Genomic DNA, 20,888 nt, shown 5'->3' with positions numbered 1-20,888 from the left:
TTAAAAAAATGAAAATTTTGACCCTTGCAGACATCGCTGAAGGGCCATTGATATTCTAGCACAATAATCAAAAAAGACAAGTAAATCAGATAAGCTTCTTGATTATGGACACCAGAGAATTCTCCGCATCAAAGGTATTTACATAGCCCTGAAGTGATTTGGCCTTTTGCTGCAAAGTCTTTGACTGATTCCATACAAAGATGCCTGAGCGGCCCTTGCCGTTTTTGGCTTCCTGTATAAGATTTGCAGCGGCGCTGTTTCCGTCGAAGGCGATAACCGCAGATGGCCTTCGCTCAAATATCTCATAGTTAAAGCTCTTATATATTCCCATTCCCTGGGACTCCGTAGATACCCTTATAAGCACTCTTGCTTTTTTCAGCTTGTCGGCCTCGGCTCTGGTTATGAGGGACGGTACAACCGCATAGATCCTGAATTCCTTTTTGTTATGCTCAACAATATACTTCTCATATCCGGAGAGCTTATGCCCTATAACAAAGCACACTTCCTCGGGATTTAAAAATTCCATGAGATCCTCAAGCTGCTTTGCACCGGCTGGGCTTACTCTGGTAGCTCTTTTCTCCGTATTAAAGCTGCCTCCCAGAAGTACTATCGGGTAACGGTCCCAGGATATCTCGCTTATCATATCCTTAAGCTCAGTATTGGCATCAAGCTTATCTTCCCTCTTTATGGCCCTTGCAATCTTAACCGTGGTCATCTTCTTAAGAAGAGCTTCCTCTATGGTTCCGTCTCCTATAAGCTTTTCAAACTTTGCTTTTTTATCCGAGTAGGATTTCTGACCCTCTTCTATTATCTGGCTCTCGGCTTCCTTCATCAGCTTAAACTCAGCTTCCGATAGTCCCAGCATCTTTTCCAGGGAAAGCTGTTCATCGATGGATGAGGTTCCGTAAAGCGCAGCGCCGTCGGTTCCCTGAACACATCTTATTCCCTGCTTTATATAGGCCTTAAGGGGATGATTATCAAGAGAATTAAGGTTATTGAGGCGCACATTGCTGGTTATCTGGAACTCCAGTACCACATTGTTTTCCTTGAGCTGCTTTAATACCTCTTTTCCCTTGCCTGAGGAAGGGCTGTAGGTATAAAGTCCGTGGCCAAGCCTCATCTTTGGCATGGGCTGTCCGGGTGCCAGTGAGTCTTTTACACAGGATATACTGTGGGCAATGTTGTCTTTCTGAGAGTCGTTTTCTCCTGCGTGAACCCTTATAACAAAACTCGGGTCATCGGCGGCAATCTTTACAATCTCCTTAAAGGCGGGCTTTAAGGTAATGATGTCATTTATCTCTTCACCCACAAAATCACAGCCTGCAACGTAAGGGTCAAGGGCCGTGGCCTTTAGAACCTCAAGGTTCTGCTCAAGATAGTTTTCGGGAGTCACAGCGTCTTTTACAATAGTTAAAGGAATCCTTCGCATGGCTGCAAGAAACCTGATCATCACGCCGGTTTCCTTGTAGATGTCAGGCATTACCTGATGGACCTGGCGAAGCATCTCAATGGATTCGTACTTCTTTACCAGGGTCGTGTCACTGATCTCCGCGTAGTAAACACCCTGTTTTCTGTAATTTCTGGCGATCCAAAGGAGCTTGTCCTGGAAAAGCGTATTAAAGGAGTACTCCAAAGTCTCATTGTCGCGAAGCATCTGCTTCAGAGCTTTTTTAACATCCTCATCAGGAATCTGATCAACGTTTGTAAGTTCTATTTTGGACTCACTTTCTATTCCCTTGCAAAAGACATATCGATACAGATACACCTTCTCAAGATTGGTGAACACGGCCTGTCCGTCCTTTATTACAGCCAGTGACCCTCTTATCTTGACGATATTCATCTCTGCATTATCCAGGTTATTGAGGATAAGGTCGGCAAAGTTTATAAAGGTATTGTCGTTGATCCTTCTGTCCAGGTATTTCCCTGTAAGGCCCGAGGATACAAACTGCCTTGCAACCTTTTCCCTTTGGGCATAGATTTTAAGCCACTGCTGTTCAGTGAGTTTCAAGTCCAGTTTTTTGATGTAATAAAGAGGGTATCTTATCTGATGATAAATCCCAAGGGCGATCAGAATGTCCCCGGGAAGATTTCCGTTCATATGAGTATGAAGATCCGCGCGGAATTTCAGATCTTTTTTGACATGGGTCTTGAATATGGTCTTGTCCGGATCAAGGGAAAAGTCTTTGGTCTGACTCATTAAAGTCTTTGCAATGGCAGGGATTCCCGCCTTCATATCGACTCTTCCGTCCGGATATATATAGGCAATCTCAGTGCCGCCAAGGGAAAAGATATAGCTCTCTTCGTTGGCGGCATCGATAAAGCAAGGAACTTCACCCACGATTATGAGTTTGCCGTTCTCATCCTGGGAAGCCTTCTGGCGGCAGATCTTGGCAATGTTTCTAATGAGATTGCCTGTGCCGTGATTGGGTGTTTCCAGAACATAGAACATTTTGTCCAGATTTTTATATAGGCTTACAATAATATCTTTTTCATTATCCAGAAAAAAACATGTGAAATAAGTCATATTATTTTGTTCCCGTAGAACCGAATCCACCTCTGTCTGCGCCTTCAAGATGCTCGCATATCTCAAAATTGATATGGGGCTGATTTTCCATGATTCTGAACTGAGCTATCCTGTCGTTGAAGCCTATATGGGTATCTCTCATGGCAAGTACAGGGACAAACCACTGGTCATTGTCACCACAGTAGGAATGGTCGATGACGCCCATGTGATTTACCTGAATGATGCCAAAGTTCTTGAAGGTTGAGCTTCTTGGTACAACATGAGCCTCATACCCCTCAGGTATCTCCATTGCAACTCCTAAAGGAATCAGCTTAAACTCACCCTGCTTAAGGTCAACGTCCTCGGCACTTCTAAGGTCGATCCAGTCTGACTTTCCGTCTATATACTCCAGTTTCTCAAGCTTATCATTAAAATATTTGATCTTAATACTTTTTTCCATCTCCCGTTCCCCGTTATCAAAGTATTTCAAGAACTTTATAATCCTGATCCTCTACTGCTCCCTTGAGGACTTCGTTATCAACCTCGGATGAAAGCTCCACAACTGCATTTCCATCTGTGTGGCTTGCCTTTGCGCTTGCAACACCGTCGATAGCCTCAAGAGCCTTCTTAACTCTTGCCTCACAGTGCTCGCACATCATTCCTTCGATTCTGATTGTCTTTGTTGCCATTTTTATTTCCTCACTTTCATTTGCTTGTTTATTCCTGAGAGTTTCCTCTTTTGTCATGTTGTCGATTGCAACGCTTATTTCATCACTGCCCTTAACCGGCTTATCCCCGGAAGGATCATAGATCTTCAAAAGATTGAGCCTTAGAGCATTTGTTACCACAAAGAAGCTTGAAAGACTCATTGCAGCGGCTCCGAACATGGGAGAAAGTTCCCATCCGAAAGCATGTATATATGCTCCTGCTGCAAGAGGTATTCCGATCACATTGTAGAAAAATGCCCAGAAAAGATTCTGATGGATATTGCGAAGTGTTGCCCTTGAAAGCCTGATGGCAGCAGCCACATCCACAAGATTGCTCTTCATAAGAACTACATCCGCCGCATCTATTGCAACATCGGTTCCGGCTCCTATGGCAATTCCGGTGTCTGCTCTTGTAAGTGCAGGTGCATCATTTATACCGTCTCCAACCATTGCAACCTTGCCGGTTTCAGAGAGCTTTCTTATAATGGCTTCCTTGTCCTTAGGCAGAACTTCCGAGATTATCTCATCAACTCCGGCCTGATCTCCGATAGCCCGTGCGGTCTTTAAGTTGTCACCGGTTATCATTATAACATGGATTCCCATGTCCTTGAGTTCTTTAACAGCCTTTGCGGAATCTTTTTTGATGGTGTCCGCAACAGCTATGATACCAAGAAGCTTGCCATCCATGGCAAAGCAAAGAGGTGTTTTGCCCTGAGCCGCAAGTCCTTCGGTCTTCTCCCTTATTTCAGGATGGATTTTTACTATCTTCTCGATATACCTAAGGCTTGCACCGATTACCTCATGACCGTGATATTTTCCCTTAAGTCCGTGACCGGGAAGTACCTCAAAATCAGTGATATCGTCGATTTCCTCTTCGTCATCCTCATCCAGGTCATCGTAGTAGATCTCGCCGGGACCCACATAGGATACAACAGCCTTTGCGAGAGGATGCTCACTCTTTTTCTCGAGAAGCCCCGCTATCTTAAGGAGCTTATTCTCCGACTCGTTTATCAGTGAATATCCGCTTCTTGTTATGGAATCGGGAGTAAATACATCTGTTACAACAGGCTCACCCTCTGTGATGGTGCCTGTCTTATCAAGAGCCACAATCTGAGTCTTTCCTGTATTCTCAAGGGTCGCTGCTGTCTTGAACATGATGCCGTTCTTTGCGCCTACTCCGTTACCAACCATGATGGCCACAGGTGTTGCAAGTCCCAGTGCACAGGGACAGCTTATAACGAGAACTGCAATGCCTCTGGTCAGCGCATAGCCAAAGTCTGCTCCCACCAGAAGCCATATTACAATGGTCAAAAGAGCTATCACTATAACCGCAGGCACGAACACACCTGATACTCTGTCGGCTATCTTTGCTATAGGCGCCTTTGTAGCAGCAGCGTCGCTTACCATCTGTATGATCTGGGAAAGCGTTGTATCTTTTCCCACCCTTGTAGCTCTGCATTTCATGAATCCTGAGCTGTTGATGGTAGCAGCAGAGACCTCGCTTCCCACATACTTATCAACGGGAATGCTCTCACCTGTAAGGGCCGCTTCATTGACAGCACTGTTACCCTCTATTACGATTCCGTCCACCGGGATGCTCTCTCCGGGCCGCACAACGAAGATATCGCCTGCCTTGACCGATTCGATCGATACCTCTTTCTCTTTACCATAGGAGTCAATGATAATTGCAGTCTTGGGAGCAAGCTTCATAAGGCTCTTAATGGCATCCGTGGTCCTTCCTTTGCTCATGGCTTCCAGCATTTTACCTACAGTGATAAGTGTAAGGATCATGGCAGCCGATTCAAAGTACAGATCGTCCTTGCCGCTTATCATGGCAAATACGCTGTATATAAAGGATGCTCCGCTTCCAAGAGCCACAAGCGTGTCCATATTGGGTGCCCCGTGAATCATGCCCTTAAAACCGCTGATAAAGAATTTTCTGTTGATGTACATGATAACAATGGTCAGTGACATCTGCACCATCCCCATAGCCATCATGTTGTTATGCATGAATGAGGGCACAGGAAAATGAAGCATCATGTGTCCCATGGAGAAGTACATAAGAACAAGGAGAAATCCCACCGAAAGGATAAGTCTCTTTTTAAGCTTTGGAGTCTCCGTATCCTTAAGGATATCTTCAGAGCTTTTTTCCTCAAGGGATGCTGCTCCGTAGCCGGCATTCTCCACCGCTTTAATGATCTCATCTTTAGTGGCGCTTCCCTCCACCGCCATTGTATTTGTAAGAAGATTTACATTGCATGTATCTACGCCTTTAACCTCACTTACAGCCTTCTCTACTCTGGCCTGGCAGGCGGCGCAGCTCATGCCTGTAATGTTATATTTATCCATAATTATCTCTTTCTTAAGTTTACTTATATTAATATGTTAGCATGGTTTAACAGTCACGAGTATAATAACTCATATTCTATTAAATTGCAAACAATTTATATATATGATTATAATACAGCAAAAAATAATGATTACATATAAAAAAATAGTGCTATTATAGTATCTGGTAATTACAAAATAAACGCTTATAAAAGGAGTGGGATTTATGAAATTATTTGTCGACACAGCCAACATTGAAGAGATCAGAAAAGCTAATGACATGGGAGTTATCTGCGGTGTAACTACTAACCCTTCTCTCATCGCCAAGGAAGGCCGCGATGTATATGAGGTGGTAAAAGAGATCGCTTCTATCGTAGACGGACCTATCAGCGGAGAGGTTAAGGCTACAACAACTGATGCCGAGGGCATGATCGCTGAAGGAAGAGAGATTGCAAAGCTTCACAAGAACATGGTTGTTAAGATCCCCATGACAGTTGAGGGACTTAAGGCCTGCAAGGTTCTTTCAAGTGAAGGAATCAAGGTTAACATGACACTTATCTTCACAGCAAACCAGGCTCTTCTTTGCGCAAGAGCAGGCGCTGCATTCGTAAGTCCTTTCCTTGGAAGACTTGATGATATCAGTGTTCGCGGAACAGACCTCATCTCAGAAGTTGCTGAGATCTTCAACATCCACAACATCCAGACAGAGATCATTGCTGCATCAATCCGTAACCCTATGCACGTAACAGACTGCGCTCTTGCAGGTGCTGACATCGCAACCGTGCCTTACAAGGTAATCGAGCAGATGACACATCACCCTCTTACAGATGCAGGTATCGAGAAGTTCCAGAAGGACTATCTTGCAGTATTCGGTGAGTAATACATAAGCATTTGTCTGTGAATATAAACAAAAGCTTCACCTTCCTACATGGTTGGTGAAGCTTTTTTAGTTCTGATATTTCTTATTAAGCTCTATCCATTCATTAAGTGTTAGTGGCGTATAGTCGGATCTTTTGCAGAAACAGTTGATCATATTGCAGGGAATAAGGCTCTGGTGCTCACTGTGTATGGGATAATACTCGGTGGCCTGAATCTCCTTTATAAACTTTTGCAACAGCACCTCATCCCTGGTCTCGTGAACATGTCCGTAGAGCATATAGGTCTTTGGCGTCTTGTTGTGGCGAAGCCTGTACTGTCCGTTATAAAACATGATTGGATAATGACTTAGTACTACCTGCTTCTGGGAATCAGTTATTTCCCGGTAATTATCCACCCACTCAAACCGGCCTGCGTCAAATTCCTCAGACTTTAAGTACTTGTCGTGATTCCCCACTATAAGACATATCTTGCCCTTAAGCCTTTTTAAAAGCTCATTGGTCTCATTGGCCTTCCCAAGGGAGAGATCTCCAACAACAATGACGGTATCCGAAGCGGTAACCCGTTCATTCCACTTATTTATCATGTATTCGTTCATCTCTTCCGCATCGGAAAAGCCCCTCATATCCATCTTGGTATTAAGGGCACCGTGGAAGAAATGACAATCAGCAATATAATAGATCATTTGGTATTACCTTAAATCTCCGCCGTCATCATGCAAAAGCATTTCAAAGGGCTGGTCCGCCGCAGTTGTAGCAAGTTCATCGCACCGCTCGTTCTCCGGGTGTCCCGCATGTCCCTTCACCCAGGTCCAGGTTATCTTATGGGGCTTTGCAGCCTCCAAAAGCCTCTTCCAAAGCTCAACGTTTTTAACCGGCTTTTTGCCTGCAGTCTTCCATCCGTTCATGATCCACTTTGGAATCCACGCCTCATTAAATGCACTTATAACGTACTTGGAATCCGAGATCATCTCCACCTCGCAGGGTCTGTTTAAAGCCTCGAGGCCGACGATGGCTCCCATAAGTTCCATGCGGTTGTTGGTGGTCTTATCGTAGCCTGCGCTTATCTCCTTGACATGGAGCTCACCCTTTGGGTCCGTGTACTTAAGCACTGTGCCGTATCCGCCGGGGCCGTCGGGATTTCCCCTTGCGGAGCCGTCGGAGTATATTGAAACCTTCATGTAATTACCTTCTTATCGATTATTTGTTTTTCCAGGTGCCTGTAGAGAGGAAATTATCCGCCATATTCTGAGCATCTTCCACGATGCTGTCCTCATATCCAAGAACCTTTAACAGCTTAATGGCATTTCTGTTGGTGGCAGGCCCTGTCTTTATCTTATAGTCAAACTTAACGTCGTTATCCGTAACGTTTCCTTCAAAGTGATACAGCTCAAATTCCTCATGTAAAAGAGCTGTCAGCTCAATATCATGGGTTGCGGCAAAGCACAGAACATTAGCTGCTGCAAAGCGCTTCAGAATCTGTGTTGACGCAGCGATCCTCTCCACGGTATTGGTTCCCCTTAAGACTTCGTCAACAAAGCAAAGAACCTTGTTACCCTCTTTTGCTGCCGCATCCAGGATTCTCTTAATGGATTTGATCTCCACGATGTAGTAGCTGTCGCCCTCAAAGATATCGTCCTTGAGTGCCATTGAGGAATAGATCCTGTAGAAAGGAGCCGTATACTCTTTTCCCAGAACCGTATGGATCGACTGTGCCATTATGGAATTTATGGCGCAGGTCTTAAGGAAAGTCGATTTGCCGGAGGCATTTGATCCGGTCAAAAGAACTCCCGACTTCACGCAGATATCATTGGCAACAGGCTCAGTTATAAGGGGATGACACAGCTCTTTTCCCTTATACTCTTCTCCTTTAAACTTTGGAAGAACGTAATGTCCCTCAAAGGATGCCCTGAAGCAGGCAATGGAAGTCTCAGCGTCCATGCGGCCTGTTATCTCAAGGATCTTATCAAGCCTGTCCTTTTTCTTCATGATCTCACGGAACATCTGATTGAACTTTATAAGGTCAAGATGAGTGACCATTCTGATGTAATCCAGAAGAAGATCCAAGGGATTGCCCGAGCCTGTACCGCCGCCCATGGGAGCCATCACTATAGATGAGCCTGCATTAAAGGCATTAAACTCCCTGGATATGTCTTTTAACTCATCTATATCTGCCTTAAATTCATCGTTCTTTATTCCGGAAAATCTGTCGATGGATTTAATGACTCTCATGATATAGCCGTAGGTCACAAGATAAGGGTCAACATCGGATTTTATCCTGAAATAGCTTATGATGTTAACAGCCATAACAGCAAGAACGCATATAAAGCCTATCCCGAAATTAAAAAAGCACAAGGCTATAGAAGCAAGAAGGAGGATATCCAACAGGTAATGTACCAAATTGCTCCTGCCGGCATTGCCCTTTTCAAGATAGTCCAGATAATCATAGATGGAATAACGGCTTGGACGGCCTATATTCTTAAAGATCACCTGAAACTTGTGACGGAGGGTCTCATCTGCCATAAGAAGCTGTACCTGTTTCTCCTGGCTTTCAAAGTCGTCAGTCTGCCCGGGAGTTCTTAGCATGTAATACAGGTATTCCTCTCCCGCTGCGGAAAGGCTGTAGTTCATCCTCTTAAACACGCCATCCATGTTAAGGTCATTCCAGGTAGTATCGTCAATCTGGAAATCCGCGGGATGATTTTTGTAGTATCCCGTCACATGGTCCATGTCCTCTTCCTTGTAGCTGCGCTTGGGAGGCTGGCCGTAATTCTTTATCAGTATGTTTTTCAGATATTTTTCCGAGTTCAGTTTGTCCCGAAGCCCCAGTGCCGCGGCCACAACAATAAATGCCAGAACGATCAGAATTATAGTAATTGATTCCATTTAGTTACCGTAAATCCTTCTTGAAATTTCTTCAGCCTTCTCGTAGATCTTGGAAGGCTCCTCGCCGATATTGAACTTGCCGTTCTCGTATCTGATAATGCCGCCTATCATGGTCATCATCACGTTCTCTTTGCTGCCGCTGTAAACAATATTCTTCCTGATATTGTTTATGGGCTGCATGTTGGGTCTTGAAAGATCAAGCATGATAATGTCGGCAAGCTTGCCCTCTGCGATGCAGTCCGCATCTTTAAGCCCCATGGCATGGGCCCCGTTTACGGTAGCCATTTTGAGAACCTCAAGGGCATTGACGCTGGATGCATCATTGTCACGAAGCTTGGCAAGTCCTGTAACCAGGAACATCTCTCTGAACATATCAAGACAGTTGTTGCTGGCAGGTCCATCCGTACCTATGGCTACGGGAATTCCCTCCCTTAAGTAATCTGATATGGGCGCTATGCCGCTGGCAAGCTTGGTGTTGGAGCCGGGATTGGTAACAACGTAAATCCCCCGCTTCTTCATAAGCTCCCAGTCCTTCCTGTCGGTCCATACCATGTGGTATCCGCCGCCGCCATAGTCAAAGAGTCCAAGGCTGTCAAGAAACTCCACGGGAGACATTCCGTATCTTTCCATGCATTCCTGAGTCTCGGATTCCGTCTCCTGAACATGGAGCCAGAAGGGAGCCTTATATTTGTGAACAAGCTTTGAAGCTTCCTGAAGCAGCTCTTTTGAACAGGTATATTCGGCGTGGACGCCAAGTATAAAGGAATTGTACTCATCCCTTCCGTTAAGCTCATTATAGTAGCGCTCCAAAAGCTCGATTGACTGGCTGAAGTTGTTGACACAGCTGGTCTGTACGCATCTGAAGCCGCAGTCCCTGAAAGCATCCGCTACGGAAAAAGGTGTAAGATACATCTCAAAGGCAGCAGTCATGCCGCTAGTAAGATACTCCATTATGGCGATCTTGCTTAAGTGATAGATGTCATCCGCAGTCATCTTGGCTTCCACAGGAAAAATCTGTGTTCCAAGCCAGTCCTGCAAAGGAAGATCATCCGCCTTTGACCTCATAAGAGTCATGGCTGAATGGGTGTGGGCATTCTTAAATCCCGGCATCAGAAGATTTCTGTGACAGTCAATCTCCCTGTCCCATACAAGGATCGCATCCTTGTGGCTATTGCAGTAATCAAGAGCCTCTTTTTCCGTTCCCGCAAAAATGATCCTGTCACCGCTTACCCATACTTCGCCCTCAAAGATGTCCTGATCAGGCTGCATTGTAAGTATTCTTGCATTATAGAATCTGGTTCTCATGCTTATTCTCCGGTTAATCTATAGTATTAAATCTCTTGATGGACTCTGTAACGAGCTTTGTGAAAAGAGGCGCCGCCTTATCCGCAGCTTCCTGAACCTCCTCATGGCAAAGAGGAACATCACTGATTCCTGCAGCAAGATTGCTGATGCAGGAAACGCCGCAGATCTTCATACCCATGTGATTTGCAGCAATTGCCTCATTTACTGTACTCATGCCGACTGCAGATACTCCAAGGCCTGCAAGAAGTCTGATCTCAGCAGGAGACTCGAAGGAAGGTCCTGTAAGCTGGCAGTATACGCCCTCCTGAAGCTTGATCCCGTTATCTTTGGCAACGGACTTAATGATCTCCTGAAGGTCCTTGTCATAGACATTGGACATGTCGGGGAATCTGGGTCCGAGTTCATCAAGGTTGGCGCCGATAAGAGGGTTAGGCGCAAAGATTGAAACATGGTCCGTGATCAGCATAAGATCACCTGCAGAAAATCCCTTTCCAAGGCCGCCTGCGGCATTTGTCAGGAAAAGAATCTTCGCTCCCAGCATATGCATGAGTCTTGCGGGAAGTACAACATCGGTAATGTCATAGCCTTCATAGAAGTGAACTCTTCCCTTCATGCATACGATCTTTACGTCATCAAGATATCCGAAAATAAACTTCCCGTCGTGTCCGGGTACTGTTGAAACGGGGAATCCCGGGATATCTCTGTAGCTGATCTCACATTCGATCTTGATATTCTCGGCATAGTTGCCAAGTCCTGAGCCCAGAATCAGAGCCACATCGGGCACAAAGTCTGTTACCTTTCTTACAGCTTCCTTACAGGCTAAAAGTTTTTCATAAACTGCATTTCCCATAAATATACACCTCTCTTTACTGATATTTTAAAATATGAATTCATACAAAAGCTCTTTTTACATACTGTTTAAGTATAGCATATATGTGGTCTTATTACTGTCTTTAATGTTCAGGTAATATCCCCTTCTTCATCTTCCGGCTCCTCCGGGACCGCAGAATCTGTCATCTCCTGACTGACTTCTTCACCACTTTCAGCCTCATCACCAAGGTCCATTGGTATATCCAGATATGGGTTCTCTAAGTTTGCATAGAAAATAGGCTGAAGCATATTCTTGATGGCATCGGTAAATACGCTCTTCATACCGCCCTTTATGAACCTGTTGATGATTGCTGACTCAAGACCTGCTCCTTCAATATTGAAGTTGTCCATGGCTTCCATCAGCATTCCCGTTCCGGGAGTCTCCGTCATTCTAAGTTCAATACGGTTAAGATCCGAAAGATCAAAGTATATATTAAAGGATCTTGAACATGCCTCCTCCACATAGTAGATATCATTCTTAAGAACTATGCGGTTATACTCATCTCTTTTTACCGAGGACTTTATCACCACCTTGTAGTTCTCGCTGTGCATATTGATGTCACTGACGTAATGGTTGCCATCAAAGCCAAGCCTCAACCTGAATATGGCCTCGCCTTCATATACATCCATGTAGAAGGCATTTTCCGGCGTTACCCTAAAGCATATGCTCCTTATGCCGTCGGTGAAGTTGTTGTGGACTATCTGCATCATCAAAGGAAAGATTCCAAGGCCCTGGGTCTCAAAATCGTACTTCAGTCCGTCCAGGTTCTTTACCCAGCTGTGAAGAAGCTGCTTCTCGTTCCTTGCATCAGCCCTAAGAAGAATGTCCGTGCCGCTCTCAGCTCTTCCGGGAAGCGTTTTTGTCACAGATCTTCTGTATCCCTTTGTCATCCTTACGCTTCTGTTTTTCCAGCCGCCACTGCAGATGGTGGGAAAAGACCTGCTTCTTCCGTCGAAGGATCTGCACAGGGCCTTAAGCTGAGTCAGTGCTGAAAAGTCTTCAGGAAGTGCTTCATCCGAAGGCTTTATCACGTCCTTCATGTAATTTCTGATGGTGGTAGCCATGGAGCTTGTCTGGAAAAGTTCCTGATTGCCTCCGTTTGTGACTATGACCATGTCAATATCGGGATAAACAAAGACGTTCTGACCAAGCATTCCGTTATAGGCATAGGACCCGGGCCTGTCATCGTTTATCCAGAGCTGAAAGCCGTAGTGCTTGTTGTCTTCTCTGTCGGTCTCTATCTGCCAGGAAGTGGACTTTTCAACCCACTCTTCCGAGACGATCTGAGTTCCGTTCCAGTTGCCCTTATTCAGATAAAGCTGACCGAGCTTAGCCATATCCTCGGCCCTTATGAACAGTCCCCAGCCGCCCTTGGTTATGCTCTGGGGACAGCTCTCCCAGAAGACTCTTTTTATACCCATAGGATCAAAGATCCTCTCCTTACAGAAATCAAAGAGGGATTTTCCTGTAATTTCCGTCACTATGGCAGAGAGCATGTAGGTATTCATGCTGTTATATTCGAATTTTGTTCCCGGCTCAAATTTAAGAGCTGATTCAAGATAGCTCTTTCTCCAGTCATTTCCGGAAAGAGCTCCGGCTTCGTTAAATTCAACACCTGCGGACATATTAAGAAGATTAAGTACAGTGATGGATTTTTTGAAGAATCCGAAAGGACTGAGCCTGGATCCGAGAATATCCTGAAGCTTACTGTCAAGGGAAAGCTTCTCCTCGTCTATCAAAATGCCGATTGCCATTCCCACAACGCTCTTACACATGGAATAGGATACATGCCACATATCCATGTCGAAAGGCTCGAAGGCGCATTCGGCGATGACATAGCCATGTCTTAAGGCCATGAATTTATGGATGTTGGAACCCTTATCCCTGTTAAGCGTCCTTAAAAGATCACAGAAAAAAGCAGAACTTACGCCCTGGGATTCCGGTGACCGCCGCTCCAGTGCGGTCTCTCCTGTGTAGGTATGACCGTGAAATGCAGTTTTCTGTGGATTGTAATCCACCTTACTGATCTCACCGGTCTCCCTGGCAAGGAGCTTTAACAGTAATTCCCCTACGTAACGTTCTGCTTTTGGCATTTATGTATAACCTCCAAAGAAGCTTATTTTGTCTTAAGCGTTCTCATGGAGTTCAGTATCGCGATAACAGCAACACCTACGTCACCAAAAACCGCAAGCCACATGGTTGTAAGTCCAAGGGCTCCAAGGACAAGAATGATAAACTTTACCGCAAGAGCAAAAACAATATTCTCTCTTACGATCCTTACGGTCTTTCTGGCTATTCTGATAACTGAAGAGATCTTCCTGATATCATCATCCATTATGACAATGTCAGCTGCCTCAATGGCTGCATCCGAGCCAAGAGACCCCATGGCAAATCCGACATCTGCTCTCATAAGGACAGGGGCATCATTGATACCATCTCCGACAAACGCTAGTCTATTCCCATTATCCTCTTTTGAAAGCATTTTTTCAACAGCAGCCACCTTGTCAGCAGGCAAAAGGCCTGCCATTACGTCATTGATTCCGACTTTATCCGCGACGTGCTGTGCGATGTCTTTGTTGTCCCCGGTGAGCATGACAGCTCTTTTTACTCCAAGGTCGTAAAGTGAAGCTATTCCCTCACTTATGCCTTCTTTAATGGCATCCTCTATGACAATGGCACCAAGGTACTGTCCGTCATAGGATACATGAACCACTGTACCTGCGGCCTCATCGAGAAGTCCGATGCCTGACTTGGCTCCGGCGAACTTCTCCTTGCCAACCTTCAGCTCTTTTCCCTGAAGGATTGTAGATACACCGTTTCCGGCAATCTCCTTGCTTGAGCCCTCATCAATGGCTGAAAGATCAGGTTCGCTTCCGGTCTTCTCCTTGTAGCACTGAAGAATCGAGCGGGCAATGGGGTGATTCGAAAGTGCCTCGCCGTATGCTGCCATTTCAAGCAGCTGATCCTTGGTAATATCAACTGAGGATGAAGGATAGATCTCACCCACCTTGAACTCACCCTTTGTGATGGTTCCTGTCTTATCAAAAACTACGGTGTCGATTCCGGCAGCTGCCTCAAGGAAGTTACTTCCCTTAACAAGCACACCGTTTCTGGATGAAGCTCCGATTCCTCCAAAGAAGCCCAGGGGAACGGAAATCACCAGTGCGCATGGACAGGAAACAATAAGGAAAATGCAGGCTCTTCTTATGCTGTCAGCAAATACAATATCTGTAAAAAGAGGCGGCAACACAGCCAGAAGTACGGCTCCGATAGTTACAACGGGAGTGTAATACCTGGCAAATCTTGTGATGAAATTCTCCATCCTGGATTTCTTGTTGCTGGCATTCTCAACCAGTTCGAGTATCTTGGCAACAGTTGAATTCTCGTAATCCTTCTCAACTCTTACCTTAAGGATTCCTTCACCGTTGATGCATCCGCTGATCACCTGATCACCGACTGTTGCTCTTCTTGGAACGGATTCTCCGGTAAGGGCAGCTGTGTCTATAAAGGACTCTCCTTCAACAACAACGCCGTCTACAGGAATCTTTTCACCGGCTCTTACAAGAAGTGTATCTCCTACAGATACGCTCTCGGGATCTGTCTCTTCAACGCTTCCGTCTTCCCTGATGATATTGGCGGTTTCGGGAGCGATGCTCATAAGGTCTGAAATTGACTGTCTTGACTTACCTACTGCGTAGCTCTGGAACAGCTCGCCCACCTGGTAAAAGAGCATTACAGCAAGGGCCTCTGAGTATTCCCTGATTCCGAAAGCTCCGAAGGTTGCTATCATCATAAGGAAATTCTCATCAAACACCTGACCGTGGCTGATATTGATAGCAGCCTTTCTTATAACGTCATATCCGATGATGATATAAGGGATCAGATATATAATGAATTTTGCAATCTCGGGAACCGGATCAAGAAGACCTGTCTTATCAAGAACGAGAAGTACTATGAAAATAACCAGTACAACCAGTATTCTGTTTCTGACTTTCTTCTGTTTCTTGGTCATAATGATCGCCTTCTTATGCTTTCTCTATCTCGCAGTCAGGCTCTACCTTCTTGCAGGCCTTTACTGCATCGTCAAATACTTTGTCAAAAATGTCATCAGCTGCTTCAAGGGTAAATTTCTGAGTCATAAAGTTAACTCTTGCACTTACTACACCGTCTATCTTCTTAACAGCTTCCTCCATCTTTGCTGCACAGTTTGCACAATCAACCTCGCATTTAAATGTTTTCTTCATTACTATTCTCCTTTCACTCCTCTATATGGTTTATTCCCTGATCTATAATGGTCCTTACGTGATCATCGGCCAGGTAATATATCATTTGCTTGCCGTCTCGTCTGCTTCCCACAAGCTTACCCTGTTTCAATATCTTAAGCTGATGGGAAATCGCTGACTGAGTCATGCCAAGTTCATCTGATATCTCCTGAACACAAAGATCCTTCTCAAACAACACGAACAGTATTCTTATCCTTGTTGAATCACCAAAGACCTTGAACAGCTCTGCCAGATCATATAGCTTATCATCATTAATTGTCATGGCCTCTCCTTTCCGGCAAACATAAATAAATATTCTTTCATATGAACATGTGCTCATATGTTGATTTAAATATAATACTGTATTTTGCTTCTGTCAACAACTTTTTTAAATAAAACAAGACCGGCTGTAAAGCCGGTCCTATAAGCTGATGCCAGATCAAATATGTTTTGTTATCCCGTAACTTTAGTGCTCTTCTGTTCAAGAGATGTGGGTTCAAGAAGCTGAGTCAGCTTTGCTGCATTGGCTTCTTCCATTGCGGAAAGAATGTCACCGCGGTTCTCAACACTCATCTGGGCCAGTATCTTGGCAACCAGGGTTATCTGGTTTTCCTTGACCATTTCATCAAATATGGCAGCTGCTCTCTTGGCCTTCATACCGGAATAGGTAGTAGCAAAAGCTTTAATGGCTGCATCGTCGAACTTGCTCTGTACAAGCTTCTCATAGATCGATGCAGCAGTGTCGGGATCTATCATCTCATAATAAGTAACATAGGTCTCGGGATCCGGTGCATTCTCTCCGTATACGATATCCTCAAAGAACTTTGCCCTGTCCTCATAGAACTGTTTCTGCTGCTTCTCAAAGGGCTCAAGTCTTGCAACTTCCGCCTGCAATTTCTCAATTGTGGAGGCGTAGCTGCTGTTCAGCTCCATTTCCGACTGCAGTGCCTGCTCAAGTCGTCTTATATAAGCCATGGCTTCTTCAAGGGAGGTTATTGCCCCTGTTGAAGCGCCTTCGCCGCTTTCATCCGATACAACTTCAACTGTTGTTGCAGTTCCCTTCTTGTTATCAACCGAACCTTCCGGAAGTATCAGATTAAGATACGGTACATCCTTGATTATCGGAGCCAGAATATCTGATCCAAAACCTCCTACATCAAGTTTTACCAAAAGAGCCATGATAGCAAGCCATATGAGGATAATAAGAAAAGTAATAACAAGAGTTGCCAGACCTCCGGCATCATCGCCGTTGATCTCCGCCGTTCTGTCGGCAAATTCCTTTTCCTTTTCTTTCTGTGCTTTCTTTTGCTCTTTAAGGGATTTCTTATATTCTTTTTTGTCAGCTTTTAGCTTGGCCTTGGCCGCTTTTGGGTCGTCAGGCGAATTAAGCAAAGTGTTGTCTGCCATTTAGTTATCTTCCTTCTGTCTTTGTCCGTAGGTAAAGCTGGTACGCTGATCGTTTTCCTTGTATTCTTCCTGTTTCTGTTCTTCCATGAATTGCTCAAAAGCTCTGTCTCTTAGAACTTCCTGCATTTTTCTCTCCTGGATATTCCTTGTGAGTTTAACCCTCACCTTCTCAACCGCCGCCTCATATTGCTGAACCACCTGGGACTGGGCCTTGATCATTACGTCCATCTGGGCGGTGGCATATTGATTATCCAGAATATCCTGAAGCTTAAGGGATTCTGCATTTCTTAAGTCTTCAGCTTCCTGAAGATACTGTGCTTTGCGCCTTACATATTCATCGAGAATATCAAGCTGCTTGTTGAGCTCAGCCTGAGCCATTGCAAATTCCATCTTCGTCTGGCTCTCTGTCTTTTGCTTGATATTAAGTATGCTTTGCATACTGTATACAAATCTTGCCATGGGCAGACTCCTTAATCGTTAAAAATATCAAGAAGCTCAGCTCTTATCTCCTCAAAGGAGAATTTCTCATCCGTCTCCTGAGTAAGAAAAGCGTTTACCCTGTCTATCTTGGAAACTGCGTAGTCAATATTCTTGTTGGCACCGCTTCTGTAGGCGCCGATGTTTATAAGATCTTCCGCATCATTGTACGTGGCAAGAACTGTCTTTAACTTACCTGCGGCTTTCTTGTGCTCCGGATCTGCTATCGCAGACATACATCTGGAAATACTTGCCAATACGTCTATTGCAGGGTAATGATTCTTTTGCGCAAGCTTACGATTCAGGACGATATGGCCATCCAGAATACCACGGGCTGTATCGGTGATAGGCTCATTCATGTCATCACCATCTACAAGAACGGTATAAAGGCCTGTTATCGAACCCTTGCGGGAACGGCCGGCTCTTTCAAGGAGCTTGGGCATCTCCGCGTAAACACTGGGTGGATATCCTCTGGAAACCGGGGGTTCTCCGCTGGCAAGGCCTATTTCACGCTGAGCCATGGAAAAACGTGTAAGGGAATCCATCATAAGAAGGACATCCTTGCCTTTGTCCCTGAAATACTCTGCTATTGATGTTGCGGTCTTGGCCGCTTTGAGTCTCTCAAGGGCAGGCTTGTCAGAGGTTGCGCAGACCACGATGGATCTTTTCATACCTTCTTCGCCCATATCCCTTTCTATGAACTCACGGACCTCTCTGCCTCGCTCTCCGATAAGAGCTATGACATTTATATCGGCCTGTGTGTTTCTTGCAAACATACCAAGAAGCGTTGACTTACCAACACCTGATCCCGCGAAAATACCGATACGCTGACCCTTACCAACTGTAAGAAGTCCATCAACCGCTTTAACTCCAAGAGGAAGCACCTCTGAAATAGGATCTCTTGTCATGGGATCCGGGGGTTGATTCTCTACGGAATATGCTATACCGCCTTCAAGGGCAACGCCCTGGCCATAGTTGGTTCCATCGATCCTTCCAAGGCCGTCAAGAGTCTGTCCAAGAAGACCCTCACCTACATTAACCCTGAGGGGAGAGTCTGTGTTCTCTACAATACTTCCGTTTCCTATGCCGCTGGTATTCTCATAGGGCATAAGCTGAACATGGTTGTCCTTAAAGCCTACAACCTCTGCCATGGAAGGCCTGACCTTACGATTTGTGATGGAGTCATCATCCTTCTTCTTGGGATAGATGAGACATATATCACCAAGCTTGGCGTCAGGGCCCGCAGACTCAATGGTAAGGCCGATAACATTAACAACCTTGCCCCTGGTTCTGTAGTAGGGAGCATTTTGCATTTTTTTGTATTTTGACAGATCAACTGAAGAAACCAGCATAATACACCTCTGTTATCTTCTATTACGGTCAAAAGAAAGAAGCTTAAGCTTCCTTGTTATCTCTGAAAGTTCCACACCCAGACTGCAGTCAAATACTCCGCTGTCTGATTCGATCATGCACTCATTCTCCTTAAGCAGAGGATCTTCAATGATCTCCATGCTGGTATTGGGAGAAGTTATGCATGCATCCAGTTCTTCCTTCTGGTCCATGATATCGTCGTAATCATCGGAAGAAACATGGACGATAAGATCCTTGCCGGGTTCGATCCTTGAAAGAGTTGTTTTTAACAGATGAAGGATGATCCCTTTATCCTCACGAAGCTCAATATTGAAAACGTGTTCATAGATCTGGGTAAGAACATCCACCATTTCGGGCTCGAGCTCATCAACTATCTGTTGATACTGCTTCTCCAGTTCCTCTTTCTTGAGATCCACATCCTCCTGAAGGGCTGCCGCTGCAGCTGCTCCTTCCTGGTAGCCGGCCTGATAACCTTCCTGTCTGCCCTGCTCTATGGCATTCTGCCTGATGTTCTCAGCCTGGGCCTGGGCATCCTGAATTATCATGTCGGCCTGCTCCTGTGCCTGCTGAAGCTTAAAATCTATCTCAGCCTGCATTGCTTCCATATCAAACTGAGGATCAGGTACTGATTCCAACATGCTCTGATCCTCTGTTAATTGTGTAAGCTGCTCCATATCTATTCCGGGAACAAAATCACCTTCTTCATCCCCTTCCATGTAGCCATCTTCCTGGGCCATCATGGACCTTTGTCTTTTCAGTTCCTGTTCCTGGAACGCTTCGATTTTTTTGTTAGCCAGCTCATTACTGTCAATTATCTTGGGTTCGGTTGCGTCAAAGCTTACGAATCCTGCTTTGAAAAGATTAGACAACTAGCTCATCACCTCCACCTCTGGAGATTACGATTTCACCTGCGTCCTCAAGCTTTCTGATGACGTTAACGATCTTCTGCTGGGCCTCTTCAACATCCTTCATACGCACAGGGCCCATGAAATCCATATCTTCCTTGATCATGGCTGCAAGACGCTTTGAAAGGTTGTTGAAAATAGCGGTCTGAACCTGCTCTGTAGCACTCTTACATGCAAGAGCAAGGTCACTGTTCTCAACCTCACGCAGCACTCTCTGAATTGATCTGTCGTCCAGAAGCAGAACGTCCTCGAATACGAACATCTTCTTTCTGATCTCGTCTGCAAGCTCCGGCTCTTCGATTTCCAGAGTTTCCATGATATGCTTCTCTGTCGCACGGTCTACGGTATTGAGGATCTCTACTACCGCATCCACACCACCGACAATGGTGTAATCCTGATTTACAAGAGATGTCAACTTTGATTCCAAAACCTTCTCTACCTCTTTGATCGTATCCGGACTTGTTCTGTCCATGGCAGCTATACGTTTTGTTACATCAGCCTGTCTGTCCGGTGCCAGAGCGGAAAGGATCATGGCACTCTGAGCCGGTGACATGTATGACAAAATAAGAGCAATTGTCTGAGGATGCTCATCCTGGATGAAAGTAAGCAGCTGTGAAGGCTCTGTCTTTCTGATGAATTCGAAAGGCTTAACCTGCAGGGAAGCTGTGAGCTTACTGATAACGTCAAGAGCCTTATCTTCACCGAGAGCTTTCTCAAGAAGTTCCTTAGCATAGGAAATACCACCCTCTGCAATATACTGCTGAGCAAGAAGTACTCCGTAGAACTCCTCAAGCACTGCCTCTTTGATCTGTGAGGTGACGCTTCTGGTGTTGGCTATCTCCAGGGTTAGTTCCTCAATCTCTTCCTCTTTGAGGTGTTTAAATATGGCGGAGGACTTTTCAGGTCCCAGTGCGATCAAAAGAATCGCCGCTTTTTGTGTCCCCGTAAAATCGGCGGTAAGGCTGTTGCCGCCTCCTTCATAATCCATCAT

Annotated in this window: 18 protein-coding genes; 1 reads left to right on the top strand and 17 read right to left on the bottom strand. The window is 45.2% G+C overall.

Features of this window, described 5'->3' with window-relative positions; all coding sequences use genetic code 11:
- Positions 1 to 85: 85 nt before the first annotated feature.
- From T456_RS0102250 to T456_RS0102240, 3 genes are read right to left on the bottom strand one after another with little or no spacing between them, the layout of a single operon-like run.
- The gene (locus tag T456_RS0102250) at positions 86 to 2,524 is read right to left on the bottom strand and encodes an adenosine deaminase (RefSeq protein WP_024864730.1); all 2,439 of its coding nucleotides are present in this window, start codon (positions 2,522 to 2,524) and stop codon (positions 86 to 88) included.
- 1 nt (position 2,525) lies between these two features.
- Entirely contained in the window at positions 2,526 to 2,963 is a 438-nt protein-coding gene (locus tag T456_RS0102245) for a dUTP diphosphatase (protein WP_024864729.1), read from the bottom strand.
- Positions 2,964 to 2,979: 16 nt separating this feature from the next.
- A complete protein-coding gene (locus T456_RS0102240) occupies positions 2,980 to 5,559 on the bottom strand; it encodes a heavy metal translocating P-type ATPase (RefSeq protein WP_024864728.1) in 2,580 nt (859 codons plus the stop codon).
- A gap of 205 nt (positions 5,560 to 5,764) precedes the next feature.
- Between T456_RS0102240 and fsa the strand changes: the two genes are divergently transcribed.
- Positions 5,765 to 6,418: a fructose-6-phosphate aldolase gene (fsa, locus tag T456_RS0102235; protein WP_024864727.1), complete on the top strand. Its 654-nt coding sequence runs from the start codon at positions 5,765 to 5,767 to the stop codon at positions 6,416 to 6,418.
- Between the two features lie 66 nt (positions 6,419 to 6,484).
- Here the strand turns inward: fsa and T456_RS0102230 are convergent, their stop codons facing one another.
- From T456_RS0102230 to fliG, 14 genes are all read right to left on the bottom strand, one after another.
- Positions 6,485 to 7,099: a metallophosphoesterase gene (locus T456_RS0102230; RefSeq protein WP_024864726.1), complete on the bottom strand. Its 615-nt coding sequence runs from the start codon at positions 7,097 to 7,099 to the stop codon at positions 6,485 to 6,487.
- Between the two features lie 6 nt (positions 7,100 to 7,105).
- A complete protein-coding gene (gene rnhA / locus T456_RS0102225) occupies positions 7,106 to 7,594 on the bottom strand; it encodes a ribonuclease HI (protein WP_024864725.1) in 489 nt (162 codons plus the stop codon).
- Between the two features lie 19 nt (positions 7,595 to 7,613).
- Positions 7,614 to 9,299, bottom strand: coding sequence for a MutS-related protein (locus tag T456_RS0102220; RefSeq protein ID WP_024864724.1), 1,686 nt, complete (start codon positions 9,297 to 9,299; stop codon positions 7,614 to 7,616).
- Positions 9,300 to 10,604, bottom strand: coding sequence for an amidohydrolase family protein (locus T456_RS0102215; protein WP_024864723.1), 1,305 nt, complete (start codon positions 10,602 to 10,604; stop codon positions 9,300 to 9,302). It lies immediately after the preceding gene.
- Positions 10,605 to 10,617: 13 nt separating this feature from the next.
- Complete coding sequence (locus tag T456_RS0102210) at positions 10,618 to 11,454, bottom strand: purine-nucleoside phosphorylase (RefSeq protein WP_024864722.1); 837 nt, start codon at positions 11,452 to 11,454, stop codon at positions 10,618 to 10,620.
- A 110-nt stretch (positions 11,455 to 11,564) separates the two neighbouring features.
- A complete protein-coding gene (locus tag T456_RS0102205; protein WP_024864721.1) occupies positions 11,565 to 13,568 on the bottom strand; it encodes a serine hydrolase domain-containing protein in 2,004 nt (667 codons plus the stop codon).
- Positions 13,569 to 13,591: 23 nt separating this feature from the next.
- Positions 13,592 to 15,487 (bottom strand): heavy metal translocating P-type ATPase, encoded by a 1,896-nt coding sequence (locus T456_RS0102200; RefSeq protein WP_024864720.1) that lies wholly within the window; start codon positions 15,485 to 15,487, stop codon positions 13,592 to 13,594.
- A gap of 13 nt (positions 15,488 to 15,500) precedes the next feature.
- Positions 15,501 to 15,719, bottom strand: a complete 219-nt coding sequence (locus T456_RS0102195; RefSeq protein WP_024864719.1) for a cation transporter — start codon at positions 15,717 to 15,719, stop codon at positions 15,501 to 15,503.
- Between the two features lie 13 nt (positions 15,720 to 15,732).
- Complete coding sequence (locus T456_RS0102190) at positions 15,733 to 16,020, bottom strand: ArsR/SmtB family transcription factor (RefSeq protein WP_024864718.1); 288 nt, start codon at positions 16,018 to 16,020, stop codon at positions 15,733 to 15,735.
- A gap of 170 nt (positions 16,021 to 16,190) precedes the next feature.
- Entirely contained in the window at positions 16,191 to 17,144 is a 954-nt protein-coding gene (locus T456_RS0102185) for a hypothetical protein (protein ID WP_024864717.1), read from the bottom strand.
- Positions 17,145 to 17,603, bottom strand: coding sequence for a flagellar export protein FliJ (locus tag T456_RS0102180; protein WP_024864716.1), 459 nt, complete (start codon positions 17,601 to 17,603; stop codon positions 17,145 to 17,147).
- Between the two features lie 11 nt (positions 17,604 to 17,614).
- The gene (gene fliI, locus T456_RS0102175) at positions 17,615 to 18,934 is read right to left on the bottom strand and encodes a flagellar protein export ATPase FliI (RefSeq protein ID WP_442855971.1); all 1,320 of its coding nucleotides are present in this window, start codon (positions 18,932 to 18,934) and stop codon (positions 17,615 to 17,617) included.
- Positions 18,935 to 18,985: 51 nt separating this feature from the next.
- The gene (locus T456_RS0102170) at positions 18,986 to 19,861 is read right to left on the bottom strand and encodes a FliH/SctL family protein (protein WP_024864714.1); all 876 of its coding nucleotides are present in this window, start codon (positions 19,859 to 19,861) and stop codon (positions 18,986 to 18,988) included.
- Entirely contained in the window at positions 19,854 to 20,888 is a 1,035-nt protein-coding gene (gene fliG / locus T456_RS0102165; protein WP_024864713.1) for a flagellar motor switch protein FliG, read from the bottom strand. Before fliG ends, T456_RS0102170 begins: the two co-directional genes overlap by 8 nt.

The sequence above is a fragment of the Butyrivibrio sp. FCS014 genome (genome assembly GCF_000526935.1).
Lineage (GTDB): Bacteria > Bacillota > Clostridia > Lachnospirales > Lachnospiraceae > Butyrivibrio.
This window is presented reverse-complemented; position numbering and strand designations above follow the sequence as displayed.

What these genes read in the sequence shown, in the direction of transcription:
- T456_RS0102250 (WP_024864730.1), bottom strand. Translation starts at nt 2,524, where the DNA reads ATGACTTATTTCACATGTTTTTTTCTGGATAATGAAAAAGATATTATT.
- T456_RS0102245 (WP_024864729.1), bottom strand. Translation starts at nt 2,963, where the DNA reads ATGGAAAAAAGTATTAAGATCAAATATTTTAATGATAAGCTTGAGAAA.
- T456_RS0102240 (WP_024864728.1), bottom strand. Translation starts at nt 5,559, where the DNA reads ATGGATAAATATAACATTACAGGCATGAGCTGCGCCGCCTGCCAGGCC.
- fsa (WP_024864727.1), top strand. Translation starts at nt 5,765, where the DNA reads ATGAAATTATTTGTCGACACAGCCAACATTGAAGAGATCAGAAAAGCT.
- T456_RS0102230 (WP_024864726.1), bottom strand. Translation starts at nt 7,099, where the DNA reads ATGATCTATTATATTGCTGATTGTCATTTCTTCCACGGTGCCCTTAAT.
- rnhA (WP_024864725.1), bottom strand. Translation starts at nt 7,594, where the DNA reads ATGAAGGTTTCAATATACTCCGACGGCTCCGCAAGGGGAAATCCCGAC.
- T456_RS0102220 (WP_024864724.1), bottom strand. Translation starts at nt 9,299, where the DNA reads ATGGAATCAATTACTATAATTCTGATCGTTCTGGCATTTATTGTTGTG.
- T456_RS0102215 (WP_024864723.1), bottom strand. Translation starts at nt 10,604, where the DNA reads ATGAGAACCAGATTCTATAATGCAAGAATACTTACAATGCAGCCTGAT.
- T456_RS0102210 (WP_024864722.1), bottom strand. Translation starts at nt 11,454, where the DNA reads ATGGGAAATGCAGTTTATGAAAAACTTTTAGCCTGTAAGGAAGCTGTA.
- T456_RS0102205 (WP_024864721.1), bottom strand. Translation starts at nt 13,568, where the DNA reads ATGCCAAAAGCAGAACGTTACGTAGGGGAATTACTGTTAAAGCTCCTT.
- T456_RS0102200 (WP_024864720.1), bottom strand. Translation starts at nt 15,487, where the DNA reads ATGACCAAGAAACAGAAGAAAGTCAGAAACAGAATACTGGTTGTACTG.
- T456_RS0102195 (WP_024864719.1), bottom strand. Translation starts at nt 15,719, where the DNA reads ATGAAGAAAACATTTAAATGCGAGGTTGATTGTGCAAACTGTGCAGCA.
- T456_RS0102190 (WP_024864718.1), bottom strand. Translation starts at nt 16,020, where the DNA reads ATGACAATTAATGATGATAAGCTATATGATCTGGCAGAGCTGTTCAAG.
- T456_RS0102185 (WP_024864717.1), bottom strand. Translation starts at nt 17,144, where the DNA reads ATGGCAGACAACACTTTGCTTAATTCGCCTGACGACCCAAAAGCGGCC.
- T456_RS0102180 (WP_024864716.1), bottom strand. Translation starts at nt 17,603, where the DNA reads ATGGCAAGATTTGTATACAGTATGCAAAGCATACTTAATATCAAGCAA.
- fliI (WP_442855971.1), bottom strand. Translation starts at nt 18,934, where the DNA reads ATGCAAAATGCTCCCTACTACAGAACCAGGGGCAAGGTTGTTAATGTT.
- fliG (WP_024864713.1), bottom strand. Translation starts at nt 20,888, where the DNA reads ATGATGGATTATGAAGGAGGCGGCAACAGCCTTACCGCCGATTTTACG.